Source organism: Aquimarina sp. AU58 (assembly GCF_900312745.1).
GTDB classification, from domain to species: Bacteria; Bacteroidota; Bacteroidia; order Flavobacteriales; family Flavobacteriaceae; genus Aquimarina; species Aquimarina spinulae.
Genome location: NZ_OMPD01000007.1, coordinates 278,692 through 291,805 on the forward strand (window position 1 = coordinate 278,692; position 13,114 = coordinate 291,805).

Here is a 13,114-nt window from a genome sequence, read left to right on the forward strand (position 1 = left end):
TCCTTCTATTTCACTGTTACAAGTTTTTGAGCCTCCTTTAATTTTTATTAAATTGTCAATCTTTGTGATTTGCAACTTCTTAATAGTTAATTTTTTTTTTGCTGGATTTTTCATAATTTTTGATTTATTATTCTTAATCAAACTTCTTAATAAATTTCTATTTAAGAGAATATTTTTATCAAAAAAGTTAAACTAGATATCGTGATTCAAGAATCAAGACACACAATAATCTGAAAATCAATTATTTAGTTATTTTATTTATATAATAAGAAGGAGAGATACCATGAACTTTATAAAAAGATTTAGAAAACGATTCTGATTTATTAAAACCTATTTCTCTCGCAATAGCTTGAAGTGTATAATTCCTTAGTTTACCATCACTTTGTAACTTTTGGGTAACATAATGAATTCTAAGTTCATTAATATATAAAACAAAACTTTTCTTTTTATAATGATTTACCACTTTAGATATATACTTAGAATTTGTATTAAAATCATTAGCCAATTTACTTATTGTAATGTTAGCCACTAAATAATCATGATTTTCTTCAAATTTAGCTAATTGTTCAATTATTGAATTGAGAATACCTTCAGAAATGCCAATATCCGTCTCTATTTTTATATTATTTACATTAAGAGTTTTGTTCTTCTTTTCAGATAAATTATGAAGAATATTATTATATCTTTTTTTATAAACAAGTTGTCTTGAATAAGTATAAACAAACAAACATAATATTAAAATACCTATAATAATAACAATCCATAAACCATACTGAGTTTTTCTCTTATCTTTTGTTAGAATTTCTATTAATTCTTTCTGATCTCTTAGCAATATTGGTGTATCGTATTCTTTTACAATTACATTTGTAAGAGATTTATAATTTTGATATAGAATACTATCATAGCTAAGGAGTTTTTTTATATATAATAACTGTTTATCTTTTTCTTTCTTTTTTTTAAAATGATTAATTAACATTTCATAACCCACTCGAGATTCTATAGATGTGAATTTTGTTTTCTGCAAATACCGATCAAGTTTCTGAAGACAATGTAATGATTTGATAGGTTTGTTAAGTTCTTTAAATATTTTTCCTTGACACAAATACCCATTGACTATAAAATCTTGAACTACAATATATTTATTCTTTTCTATGAATGGTAAAGCTTTTTGAATACTATCTAAAGCTTCATTATATTTTTTTTGATCACATAAGTTTATCCCTTGATTAAGAACCCCATAATAATAATTAATTTCAAACTTATTAATTGACACATCAATTGCTTTTTTATTATAGTAAGAAGCAGAGTCATTTTGTTTTAATTTTCTATATGAATTTGCCAAAGCTAATAGTGTATTAACTTTTCTCGGACTAACAAAATCCATTGAGTTTTCAAATTTCAGAACTTCTTTAAAAATTTTTATAACTTCTTTGTCCTCTCCAACTTTTGATTTCAAACGCCCTATATTATGCTTTGTAATATAATAAAACGTTTCATGATTATTTCTTTTAGCGTATTCTAATGCTTTTAGATAATTCTCCAGTGCTTTTGTATAATAACCATGGGTATAATACAATCCACCTAAGTTAGAATAGGACACCGTTGGATATTTGCTATCGTTTAAATTTTCACTAACTGTGATTGAACTGTCTAAATAAGCAATTCTCACAGGTAAATTATTAAAATAATTAAATGAAACTAACCGATATCCACGAGCTAGTTCTAAAATATTGTTTTCTTCTTTTGCTTTTGCAAGAATACTATTTGAATAGATAGCTTTATATAATGAATCTTTAAGTGTAGAACTCAAGCGCGAGACAAGTAATTCTTTATACGTTTTATGTTTTAAAGAATCGGGTATTTTAAATTTACTTTTTTCTTGACAAAAAAGTAATCCAATAAAAAAGAAACAAAATATGAATAATATATTTCGAGTTATAATTTTCATAACAAAGCCTGTATCTCAGTACTAGTTTTATATCAAAGTAGTATTAATTAAAAATGCATTTAGAATTTTCTTTTTCAACTTTATTTAGCACCTCAATCCATATTCATTAAAAATCAAATATACTACTTTTCGGTTTTTGATTAGATTAAATCGAAACAATATTTAAACTCTGACAATCAGTTAATTAAAAAATATTTAATAATCGCTATTCATGAATTCAGTATTCGTAATTCATGAATGACTAGATACTCCTCTTGCACTAACGTAATTCTCCCCGTTATATTTGACTCAACAAAAACAACCAACATGGATTCTTCAGCATATAACAGTAAACACCGGTTTATGTCCGATATCTTAAAAACGTTACACCTTACTATGGATACTTTTATATATAACCTTGCAAATCATAGCCCATATGAGATGCTACTTTATCGATGGATTAATAAACTCTATACCAAAGGGATATCTAGTGAAGAAGCTATACAACTCATCTATAAGGCACGTAACATACTATTACTTAACCCCAAAAATAGTTGGTGTAGCCCCCCAATTTTATCATAAACCACCTACTTATGTTTATGTATTATAACCAACTATGTACTACACAAAAAGATTTGGTACACCGTAAAATAATAACAAGAACAAAAGCTTCCCAAGAGATCGTATGTAAGGTACTTGAGCATATTAACCCTGTATTAAAAATAATAGACCAGGATGTACTTATGATGTACTATATGATGAGTAAAATAGAGCAGAGAATACAGGAAGAATTACGAATTACGAATTACGAATTATGAAGTGTAAAAGTGAAAAATATCGAATACTGAATAATGTCACACTGAGCCCTTCGATAAACTCAGGACAGGCCTGTCGAAGTGGATTGAAATGTGAAAGGAGTCGGGTGTCGGCCCTTCGACAGGCTCAGGGTGACGGAATGTAGAAGTCAGGGGTTGGATGACTGGGGCTGGAAGCTAAGAAATAAAAAAGAAAAAGGTAGGAGTAATTTATATAGCTAAGCATGGTTGAGTTTGTGTAAATCCCATTTTTAATTGCTCCTACTTCTTTTTCTATAATGTAAAACTGCAAAATGATAAATGAAAACACTCGGGAGTCGGAAGTCAGCCCTTCGACAGGCTCAGGGTGACGGAATGTAGGAGTCAGAAGTCAACACCTTGAACATAAGATACCGGACATCAAGCATCAGACATCAGACTTCGGACAACAAAAAACAATCAACAAAATACAAACAACAAAACAATGAGAAACATCATTCAAGATTTATTAACACAAGAAGAAAGAGATCAGGCAGGGCAATTAGTAGCACAACTAGAAGCTATGTTTACCAATAAACTAGCGGCCCTAACCGAAAAAGAACGAGGGAGCTACAAGGCCATTAATGAGACCAATAAACTATTTGTAAATAAGGTTTGGGACTATCGCCAAAACAGTAGTACGCTTAGTTCTCCCGATGTAGACTGGGAAGAGTTTGAAAAAGATTATAAAGCTCGTGTATTTGCAGAAAACCTATTGGGTCGTTTAGAAAGCCTGGCCTATCGATTAGAAAGTACCAAAATCCTACATGATTATGATAATTACCAGGATGCACTTAATGATTATGCGTATTCACAATATAGTAAAGGAGCAGGAAAACCCGGGTTTACCGAAAAAGTAGCTGAACTGAAGCAGTTTTTTAACCGTACCAGAAGTATCCCAAAGTCAGACAATACAGAAGAATAGGTAAAAAAGACCTTCTGATGGGTCAAAAAGACGTTCCATTAGACACTGGCGTCTCAAATTTAGGGATTGGGGTCCCAAAATTGGGTGTCGTACCTCTAATTTTAGAGAACAGAGGCTCAAATTTAGACTACAGGGTCTCAAAATTGGCCCTCGAAAGTCTAAATTTTCATCAAAAAGGTCCAACAGAAGGTCAAAAAGACCAAACCATTGATGAGCAGCATACAAATTTTAAGTAGAAGGGTTCAAATTTTAACCCGGGAGGTCGAAAATCCTACAGTAACCACCAAATTTTGACCTCGAGGGATTAAACAATTGCAAAAAAACAAAGTAAAGGGAAAACACATTATGAACATCATTATCAAACAGATTGAACTTATAGAACGAGTTGATCAACTCATTCGCTTACAAGCCACAGGATCACCAGATGATCTTGCCTATCGATTAGGAATCTCTAAAACCAAATTGTACCGTATTATTAATACTATGAAATCTCTGGATGCCCCTATAGAATATGATATTGCCATACAGAGTTTTGTCTATGCAGAAGCGGTAGGGTTTACATTTGGTTTTTACCCAAGACATCAAAAGTATAGGAAACTAGATCCTTTTGTGGGCTAGAAAAATGACATCTATAAAAGTAGAAAATATCGAATACTGAATAATGTCACACTGAGCCCTTCGGTAAACTCAGGACAGGCCTGTCGAAGTGGATTGGTATATGAAAGTAAAAAACCGTAAAACGTTGATCTCAATACTAAATAAAAAATGTAAAAGTGAAAAGTCCGAAGTCAGAGGTCAGAAGCTAGAAGTTAGAAATAATACCTCAGAAATCAGACACCGGACAACAAAAAACTAATAACCATCAACTAAACTAAAAAACACGTTGCACAACGTATGGCGGAAACCGAAAAACCTGTAAAGAGTAGGGAATGATCTATAAAACTGAGATTTTATGAATTAGTGTAGAACATTCCCTTTTAGTAGAGAACAAAAATTAGAGCACATCATCGTCATTATTCGTATAATTATTTATTAACTTTAATTAATCTTTTATGAAAAATTCACTAAAACATGTTTTATTTCTTTTGATTGCCTTTTTGATGATTGGTTGTCAAAATGACGAATTACCCATTCCAAAAGAAAACCTTAGTAAAAAGGTGAAATCTTGGTATGATCAAGAGCATAATAAACTCATGGATAAAAGCGCTAATTTTGTAGGGCAACCAGATTGGGGTAATCATATTGAAGTTGGAAATGACATATATATTCCACTTACTTCGGATAACCCAAGTAAATTAGTAAATCAAAAAAAATTATTAAAAGAAAATTCTGAAAACACTTTTATTAAGTCTTATATAGTTTTTAACGAAAGGGAAGACGGCGGTTATAATGAAAGGTTAAAAGTTTTTTTTAGTAAAGATCAAACTAGTTTTGAAAACCCAATAGATTTACTGAAAAATGCTTCAATATCATATATCTATGATAATCTAAAAAACATTGAACATGCTAAAACAAGAAACTGTACCAATTGGCTGATTGTAAAAATATTGATCTATAGTGATGGGTCTGTTGATGTTGAGATTTTAGATTCATATGATGAGTGTGATGGTGGTGGAGGTTCTGGAGGCGGCTCTGGTGGAGGCTCTGGAGGCGATAGTGATGGCCCTGATAGACCTGATGGAGATGAATTTGATGCACCTATCCCTCCTGATTGTGAAAGTTTTACATTTACGAGGCCTACTATTGGATCTCCATTTCAAAATGCCTATGTTTCTGGAGTAAGGATGTTGGCTTTTACAAATTCAAATTCTCAACCAGTATTCTTACTATATCCCAATCCTATTCAGTTCAATGCCCCTGTAGCTGATAGGTTTGGAAATGTTTATACAAATGGGGCATTGGCAGAAGCTTCAGCTAGAGCACTTAGATTTGCTATGGATGAAACTTGGCAGAGATTTAAAAATGATCCTTCTGCAAATCCAATGAATGCCAGAATATTTTTTGAAGAAAGACTAATAGAAAGTTATCCTGATTATATTCCTGGAGGAAGAGTGACTATGCGTCCAACTGTTATCACAGGACCTGTTGAAACTTATAAAACTTCTGCATTTGGAATTGGTAATTGCGATTAATAAGATAATGTAATATTAGAAGAGAGAGAATAATAATTCTCTCTCTTATTAAGAAAATTTAATAAATGGATATAATCGATTTTATAGAATTAACAAATGAAAAAAGGTTTTACCAAAAGGCTGATTTCCATTTGACAAATATTCAAGGAAAAATTGACCTTTACAATACTGTGAAATTTGACTTTACAATAGAATACCAGGGAGTTTTAGGCCAAGAAGATATGCAAATGTGGACACTTACTGCTCATAGATGTCATTATTTTCATAATATGTTTCAAAATATCTACTTGCCATATATAAAATTACGTTTGTTAGAAGAGCATCCTTTATTGTGGAACTACAAAAGCAATATTGCACATTGTGAACTAATTGGATACCCTAAAGATATAAATACTTTTTTAGGTCAAATATATCAAGCCTATATAAAAGTTTCTGGAAATTGGATACAAGCTACAGAGCATTTTTTTGCAACTGAATATGCTTATAAAGAAAATGGTAAAAAACATATCCAAATCCCTGAAAATTTAAGCGCTAGTATTGAACAAATATGTCAAATTCATGATATTGATTTTCAAATTATGAAAATTGAAGAACAAGATAAATATAAGTTTAATAATGTAAAGGTATTAATTCTAGGAAATGAAGATATATCTCCATATGATTTCAATTTAAAACAACCCTATATAATAGCAGACGATTTTTTTGCAAATAAATTATGAAAGTAAAAAGGGCAATAATAATTTTGCTGTTGACAATAAATATAGTTAATAGCCAGAAACTTACAGGAAGATGGAGCATGGTAATACCACCTGACACATATGTATCGCCAGATTGCCCTATAATTAATATTACTAAAGACAAGTTAATTACTTATAGCTTTGATATATTCGAATCAGAAAAATTTATTCAAGTCGATTATAAAAATGAAAAAATAAGAATAGAAAAACAAAATAATACAGAGTACAGGTTTAAATTAGTAAATGAGTATACATTAAGAACTTATCAAACTATTCCTAATGCAAAAGAGCTTTATTTTGATTACGTTAAGCTATATCCAACAATTATAAATATCCCAATTGAAGAAGTTATAAAGAAACAGTATGAGCATTATTTTACGAAATCATTTTCTCAACAAAATGGATTTATAAAATTTCAAGGATCAATGTGTTCTGATGAAGTAGAAAAAATGATAGGAATAGATCGTTGTGATCTCTATAAAATAGAAAGTATAGAAGATACAGTTTTTATCGTTTATTATTCTAATAAGGAGTTAAGGAGACATATAATCCCGATAAAAGAAATTAATAAGGATCATTTATTGATATATGGTGTAGCAGGTAAGGAAGGTTTTGTGAAATTACATGAAATCAAAGAGGTTAAAAAGTCAAAAACATTTATTCCTAATTGATCTCCAAATAGGTATAAATATATGAGGAAAATAATAATCTCTAAAAAGATTTGCGACATATTGCTTAAACATAAAATAATCAAATACACTACTAACCAAATTTATTCTGTATCTAATCAATAGATAATATGAAAATAACAATTTTCATTACGTTATATCTTTGTTCAATCTCCTTTTTTGACAAGACAACTATATAGAAAATGTAAGTTTAAACTGCATTTATGAAGCCTTTAACTCTCAAAATATAGATATAAATAAAGAATCAGAAACTCTCGATGAATATTTTGGGTTTTTATTAAGTAACGATTTGATTTTGCTAATGCCAGAGTTAAAAGATTTTGAACAATTCAAAGAAATTGAAAACCTACTTAATAACATTGAAGCAACCCAATCTAAATATGTACAATTAAGATTTGGTTTAGGGATTGACCCTAAATTAATCTCAGATACTATAAAGCTATTCGTTGATAAAGGGATATTTAGATCAATTAGTGTTTTTCTGAGTCAAAATGATTATGAGTTAATGTTTAACGATGAATATTTGACTAATTCATTGATAGATAAATTGACAATCTACTCAAGCAATAATCAGCATAACAACATCAATGAAAAATCAGAATTTAAACCTGATACTATTGAATACATAGAAGAATCAGATTTTCCGGTTTTTAAAAATGTAAATGAATTAAGATTCAAACATTTTCAACCTAATATTTTTTCTTATTCAGAAGCTCAAAATTATAATATTTATTACAATAAAAAAGCGTACATAAACCCGAATGGAGATATCCAACAATCACCTTTTACCAATAAAGTTTTTGGTAACATAGAAACAAAATCCTTACTATCCATTATTTCAAATCAAACGTTTCAGGAATATTGGGATATACCCAAAGATAAAATAGAAGTTTGTAAGGATTGCGAATTTAGATATGTTTGTAATGACGGCCGCATACCTTTAAAACGAGATGATAAAACGTATTATTTTGAAGAAAGTTGTACATACGACCCTTATAAAAACTAATTAAGAAATAAAAAAACCAGCCATGAAAATAGTAGTAAGGTTATTCATCTTAACCATTATGATAACAAGTTGTAAGTCTGATTTTGAAAAAAAACATAAGGATTATAAACTTATAAAGGAAGAAGGTGTATTTGTTGAAGTATTTGACTCTACAAATGTTAAACATACCAGATATACAGATAACAATAATGTTTACAGAAAAAAATTAGAGTTCATATATTCTTACGAACATATTACAAAAAATAATAGCAAATATTATTTTAAAGAAGATTCATCAATAGACGGCTGGAAGAATTCTTGGAAGTTTGTTTCTGCTGACTCAATAGATGAAAACACCATTCTAAAAGTTAAGATCAAGATAAAAGAAGGGCTTGAACCTATGATACAATATGAACCAGATTATAATCAAACAGTTGCTCAATATAGCTACTTAACAAAGGATGAATTATCAGCTTTTAACTCAATTTCGGGTATTATAGAAAATGAAAAAAACGTATGGATGCATCCACCAAGGGATAAATATTTTAGGATTCTTGAGTTAAATCCGTTTCCATACATACAAACTCCTTTTGAAGTCGGGAATAAATGGAATTGGTCATTAAAAATAGGTAGTAATTGGGGTGATAAAAGGTGGTTAGCATGGGAAGGGGGAATTGAAAATAAGTATGTTTATGAAATAACGGGTAAAAAGAAGATAAATACGCCTTTTGGTAAATTAGAGTGTTATACTATTGATGCCACAGCAACAAGTAGACTTGGTGAAACCAAATTAACTTCACTTTTTAATACTGAATATGGTTTTATTAAATTACTTTATACAAATATTGATGGAAGTAAGACTACATTACAACTCGATAAAGTAATAAAAAATGAAAATTAAAGATGAAATAGACTTTAATAAAGAAAAAGAAACTATAGAGAATAAACATTTACTGAATAAAAATGTCAGCTTTTATGTAGAAAATTATAATACAAGTTCTCAACCTAACTTAAGGTATTTTGACAACAAGATGGGAAAACTAATATATATAGTTAGTGTAAATAATAAGATTGAATGTTATGTTTTAATGAGGAAATCTAAAATTCTGGCATTTCATTATATCACAAAAGGTACAGAAGGTCCAACCTATTTTTTATACTAATTAGAATCAAAAGGTGATATACCCGATAGACGGATTTGCACCTTAAATCCGTGGATGCGACAAATGATTAAAACAGTCACGTATACGTTGGCTGTTTTTTTATACATTACTGAACTCTGTTTTAATCTTCAAACATACTACCTCCTGTAAATTTCTTATTTACTATTGTCCAGTTTTTATCGTCATCTTCAATTTTAATATCTTTATACTCGTAGTCTTCATTCAGAATTTCATAAAAAAACTCAAGATTACATTCGGTTATTTTGTCTCTTTTCCCCTGGTTATCAAATGTTGTCAAATAAAATCCTGGTTTAAAATAAATGTTTTCCAGTATATATTTAGATGGTGAGCTATAACTTTTATTTTTATCCTTGTCCAATCCATTATCAGGTAATTTAATTAATAGGATCATTACAGACTCTTTATGTACAATCTTTAGCGGAAAAACCATATCGTTGTTAATTATATGACAGTTAACCACAGAAAAAGAAGTATCGGTGTTTGTATTATATTCTTCTACATAGTTAAACTTAATAGGGCATCTACAAAAAGTGAGGTCGGGTATTGAAAATAATTTTACAGATTCTCTGGTGAGTAAAGAATCAGTGCTTTCTATTTTAAAATCAAAAATATTAGCTCGACATACTTGGGCATATGTTTTGGAAAATGAAAAACTAATAATGATAAAAAAAACGTACTTATTCATTTTCTTTCTTTTAATTAAGTTCAACAATTGGATATAACCACCTTGACAGCTATATTTCTTATCTAGGTAGCCAAATTAATAAATCCTCATTATTTAGATTACCCCATATCCCGTGAAAAACAACTTATTATATAATGGCGTTTATACCATTCATAATTTGAATTTATTCTGAAGAAGTTTTATAAAGCACGGATTGCAAATCCCCCTATCACGGTTTTTGTCATCCAAGCAATCTGTCATCCTGTTAGAGAACGGGACTGGAATCCATTTTGATATAGTGCTATTAATAAGTGGATTCCGTTCTTCAACGGAATGACAAACCAACTCATTTCTATAACATTCAATTTTGTCATGTACTAAGGTTTTGCAGTTAATTCTAAAGGAGTATATAAGGTCAAATTCAAGTTATCAAATTTGCGTGAAGGATAGTAGCGGCATCCTTTTTTACATTTGTTCTTTTTTTTGCTTTAGCAACATGTACTAAGGGATAATAAAAAAGATATAGCGAATAGCCTGACCCCATAGGGTCACGCCCCAAAATATGGTATTAGTATTATAGAAAAGAATTACTTTACTTTGTAGATAGATATTATCACACACAAAAAATCAATTTAATTTAAAAAAGCTTAATGCCTAAATTTCCATTTTATAAACAAGCAGAGTCGAAAGATTGTGGACCTACTTGTATTAAGATTATCGCAAAACATTATGGAAGAGTTCTCAATACTCAAAAACTAAGATCATTAAGTGAAACCACCAGAGAAGGGAGTTCTCTTCTGGGGCTTAGTGATGCGGTAGAGGAAATAGGCTTTAGATCCCTGGGCGTAAAACTATCGCTAAACAAATTAGACGAGGTACCCCTACCCTGTATTGTACACTGGAACAAGGTACACTATGTGGTTGTCTATAAAATCAAAACCTCGCGAAAAGGTGATATGACTATTTATGTCTCTGATCCTGCTCATGGGTTGATTACCTATACAAAAGATGAATTTATAAAAGCGTGGATTGGTAATAATGCTGACGAAAATACAGAAGAAGGTGTAGCTTTATTAGTGGAACCTACTCCTAAGTTTTATAATGATAATCTGGATGAAGAGGATCAAAAATTTGGATTTAAATTTATATCCAAATATGTATTTAAATATAAAGCCTTTCTTTTTCAGCTGGCATTAGGTCTGGGGGCAGGAAGTTTACTACAGCTTATTACTCCGTTTTTAACACAAAGTATAGTCGATGTCGGGATCAAAAATCAAGACCTTAATTTCATATACCTTGTATTGATTGCAATGCTTTCTCTGTTTATTGGTAGAACATTAATCGATGTTTTAAGAAGTTGGATTTTACTTCATCTAAGTACACGTATCAATATATCGCTGATATCAGATTTCTTTATTAAACTCATGAACCTGCCTATCTCCTATTTTGATGTAAAAATGACGGGAGACCTTTTACAAAGAATTAATGATCACAAGCGAATTGAACAGATACTAACCATGTCTTCTTTAAACGTACTATTCTCGATGGTAAATCTCATTGTATTTAGTATCGTCCTGATCTATTATAGCGTTCCTATTTTTGGTATTTTTGCGATAGGAAGCACGTTCTATTTTGCCTGGATACTTGTTTTCTTTAAAAAACGTAAAAAACTGGATTATAAACGCTTTTCGCAGATTAGTGAGGAGCAAAGTAAGGTGATCGAACTGGTAAATGGTATGCAGGAGATAAAACTGCATAATGCTGAAAAAAGAAAACGATGGAACTGGGAGTTTGTACAGGCAAAACTGTTTAGAATATCTATGGAGAGCCTGGCTCTGGAGCAGTACCAAAGTGTAGGATCTTCTTTTATTAATGAACTAAAAAATATCCTGATTACGGTTTTCTCTGCAAAACTGGTTATTGATGGTGATATCACATTAGGTATGATGCTGGCGATTACAGCCATAGTAGGACAATTAAATGCACCTATTACGCAATTAATTAATTTCTTAAGAGAGTTGCAGGATGCACAAATTTCTTTAGAACGTTTGGGAGAGATTCATAATAAAGAAGATGAAGAACATCCCGGAGATGAAAAGATTAGAGAAATCTCGGCAAATTCTGGGTTTGAAATCAAAAATCTAAGTTTTAGATATGTAGGGGCCGACAAACCAGTTTTAGAAGACCTCAACCTTTCTATTCCTGCTAATAAAATTACAGCTGTAGTTGGAGTTAGTGGTAGTGGAAAAACCACTCTTATGAAACTCCTTCTTAAGTTCTATGAGCCCGATGAAGGGCAGATTTATATTGGTTCTCATGATTTACATAATGTATCCCAAAAAGCCTGGAGAGATCAATTTGGTGTGGTGATGCAGGAAGGATATATTTTTAATGATACGATTGCTAATAATATTGCGGTAGGAGAAGATTATGTAGATAAGAAAAAATTGGCGCATGCCGTAGATGTGGCAAATATCAAAGAATTTATAGAATCACTCCCGCTTTCTTACAATACCAAAATAGGGATGGAAGGTGTAGGATTAAGTACCGGACAAAAACAAAGGCTATTTATAGCTCGGTCGGTTTATAAAAACCCTAAATATTTGTTCTTTGATGAAGCTACCTCTGCTCTTGATGCCAATAATGAAAAGGTGATCATGGAAAAACTAGATACCTTCTTTAAAGACAAAACCGTAATGGTGATAGCACATCGATTAAGTACGGTAAAAAATGCACATCAGATTGTTGTGTTAGACAAGGGTAAAATTGTAGAAGTAGGAAATCATGAATCCCTAATCAAAGAGAAAGGAAATTATTATCACCTGGTTAAAAATCAACTCGAATTAGGGAAATAATACTTGAATTAATAATTACAAATTAGGTGAAACGAATATGAAAAATTCTTAGATTTAGAATGTGTCATGCTGAGCCTGTCGAAGCAAATTATAGCAAAAAGCCCTTCGACAGGCTCAGGGTGACATACCTGATAAAATATGTTAATTATAGTTACTAAACAAAATTTTATTGGATGTTTCAAA

The 13,114-nt window shown here is 30.6% G+C and carries 13 protein-coding genes; 11 read left to right on the forward strand and 2 right to left on the reverse strand.

All coding sequences use genetic code 11. From position 1 onward, the window contains the following. Window positions 1-241 precede the first annotated feature (241 nt). Complete coding sequence (locus DK441_RS03635) at window positions 242-1,948, reverse strand: AraC family transcriptional regulator (RefSeq protein ID WP_109097522.1); 1,707 nt, start codon at window positions 1,946-1,948, stop codon at window positions 242-244. A gap of 306 nt (window positions 1,949-2,254) precedes the next feature. Between DK441_RS03635 and DK441_RS03640 the strand changes: the two genes are divergently transcribed. The 10 genes from DK441_RS03640 to DK441_RS03690 all read left to right on the forward strand — a co-directional run bounded on the left by DK441_RS03640 (window position 2,255) and on the right by DK441_RS03690 (window position 9,391). After that, window positions 2,255-2,509, forward strand: a complete 255-nt coding sequence (locus DK441_RS03640) for a hypothetical protein (protein ID WP_109097523.1) — start codon at window positions 2,255-2,257, stop codon at window positions 2,507-2,509. A gap of 11 nt (window positions 2,510-2,520) precedes the next feature. Then, window positions 2,521-2,745 carry a hypothetical protein gene (locus DK441_RS03645; RefSeq protein ID WP_160111946.1) on the forward strand — a complete coding sequence of 75 codons (225 nt, stop codon included), beginning with the start codon at window positions 2,521-2,523 and terminating at the stop codon, window positions 2,743-2,745. Window positions 2,746-3,205: 460 nt separating this feature from the next. Further along, window positions 3,206-3,685, forward strand: a complete 480-nt coding sequence (locus DK441_RS03650) for a hypothetical protein (RefSeq protein WP_025664081.1) — start codon at window positions 3,206-3,208, stop codon at window positions 3,683-3,685. Window positions 3,686-4,030: 345 nt separating this feature from the next. Next, window positions 4,031-4,303 (forward strand): DNA-binding protein, encoded by a 273-nt coding sequence (locus tag DK441_RS03660; RefSeq protein WP_109097526.1) that lies wholly within the window; start codon window positions 4,031-4,033, stop codon window positions 4,301-4,303. A 434-nt stretch (window positions 4,304-4,737) separates the two neighbouring features. Further along, a complete protein-coding gene (locus DK441_RS03665; protein ID WP_109097527.1) occupies window positions 4,738-5,817 on the forward strand; it encodes a hypothetical protein in 1,080 nt (359 codons plus the stop codon). 65 nt (window positions 5,818-5,882) lie between these two features. Then, window positions 5,883-6,536, forward strand: coding sequence for a hypothetical protein (locus DK441_RS03670; RefSeq protein ID WP_109097528.1), 654 nt, complete (start codon window positions 5,883-5,885; stop codon window positions 6,534-6,536). A 29-nt stretch (window positions 6,537-6,565) separates the two neighbouring features. Further along, a complete protein-coding gene (locus DK441_RS03675; RefSeq protein ID WP_160111947.1) occupies window positions 6,566-7,225 on the forward strand; it encodes a hypothetical protein in 660 nt (219 codons plus the stop codon). A 319-nt stretch (window positions 7,226-7,544) separates the two neighbouring features. Next, window positions 7,545-8,249 carry an SPASM domain-containing protein gene (locus tag DK441_RS03680; protein ID WP_109097530.1) on the forward strand — a complete coding sequence of 235 codons (705 nt, stop codon included), beginning with the start codon at window positions 7,545-7,547 and terminating at the stop codon, window positions 8,247-8,249. A 22-nt stretch (window positions 8,250-8,271) separates the two neighbouring features. Next, window positions 8,272-9,129 carry a hypothetical protein gene (locus DK441_RS03685; RefSeq protein ID WP_109097531.1) on the forward strand — a complete coding sequence of 286 codons (858 nt, stop codon included), beginning with the start codon at window positions 8,272-8,274 and terminating at the stop codon, window positions 9,127-9,129. After that, window positions 9,119-9,391: a hypothetical protein gene (locus tag DK441_RS03690; RefSeq protein ID WP_109097532.1), complete on the forward strand. Its 273-nt coding sequence runs from the start codon at window positions 9,119-9,121 to the stop codon at window positions 9,389-9,391. Before DK441_RS03685 ends, DK441_RS03690 begins: the two co-directional genes overlap by 11 nt. 121 nt (window positions 9,392-9,512) lie before the next feature. Here DK441_RS03690 and DK441_RS03695 read toward each other — a convergent pair whose 3' ends face one another. Continuing rightward, window positions 9,513-10,097, reverse strand: coding sequence for a hypothetical protein (locus DK441_RS03695; protein ID WP_109097533.1), 585 nt, complete (start codon window positions 10,095-10,097; stop codon window positions 9,513-9,515). A 629-nt stretch (window positions 10,098-10,726) separates the two neighbouring features. On the opposite strand from DK441_RS03695, the gene DK441_RS03700 reads away from it, so the two are divergent. Beyond that, window positions 10,727-12,931, forward strand: coding sequence for a peptidase domain-containing ABC transporter (locus DK441_RS03700; protein WP_109097534.1), 2,205 nt, complete (start codon window positions 10,727-10,729; stop codon window positions 12,929-12,931). Window positions 12,932-13,114 lie beyond the last annotated feature (183 nt).

What these genes read in the sequence shown, in the direction of transcription:
- DK441_RS03635 (WP_109097522.1), bottom strand. Translation starts at nt 1,948, where the DNA reads ATGAAAATTATAACTCGAAATATATTATTCATATTTTGTTTCTTTTTT.
- DK441_RS03640 (WP_109097523.1), top strand. Translation starts at nt 2,255, where the DNA reads ATGGATTCTTCAGCATATAACAGTAAACACCGGTTTATGTCCGATATC.
- DK441_RS03645 (WP_160111946.1), top strand. Translation starts at nt 2,521, where the DNA reads ATGTTTATGTATTATAACCAACTATGTACTACACAAAAAGATTTGGTA.
- DK441_RS03650 (WP_025664081.1), top strand. Translation starts at nt 3,206, where the DNA reads ATGAGAAACATCATTCAAGATTTATTAACACAAGAAGAAAGAGATCAG.
- DK441_RS03660 (WP_109097526.1), top strand. Translation starts at nt 4,031, where the DNA reads ATGAACATCATTATCAAACAGATTGAACTTATAGAACGAGTTGATCAA.
- DK441_RS03665 (WP_109097527.1), top strand. Translation starts at nt 4,738, where the DNA reads ATGAAAAATTCACTAAAACATGTTTTATTTCTTTTGATTGCCTTTTTG.
- DK441_RS03670 (WP_109097528.1), top strand. Translation starts at nt 5,883, where the DNA reads ATGGATATAATCGATTTTATAGAATTAACAAATGAAAAAAGGTTTTAC.
- DK441_RS03680 (WP_109097530.1), top strand. Translation starts at nt 7,545, where the DNA reads ATGCCAGAGTTAAAAGATTTTGAACAATTCAAAGAAATTGAAAACCTA.
- DK441_RS03685 (WP_109097531.1), top strand. Translation starts at nt 8,272, where the DNA reads ATGAAAATAGTAGTAAGGTTATTCATCTTAACCATTATGATAACAAGT.
- DK441_RS03690 (WP_109097532.1), top strand. Translation starts at nt 9,119, where the DNA reads ATGAAAATTAAAGATGAAATAGACTTTAATAAAGAAAAAGAAACTATA.
- DK441_RS03695 (WP_109097533.1), bottom strand. Translation starts at nt 10,097, where the DNA reads ATGAATAAGTACGTTTTTTTTATCATTATTAGTTTTTCATTTTCCAAA.
- DK441_RS03700 (WP_109097534.1), top strand. Translation starts at nt 10,727, where the DNA reads ATGCCTAAATTTCCATTTTATAAACAAGCAGAGTCGAAAGATTGTGGA.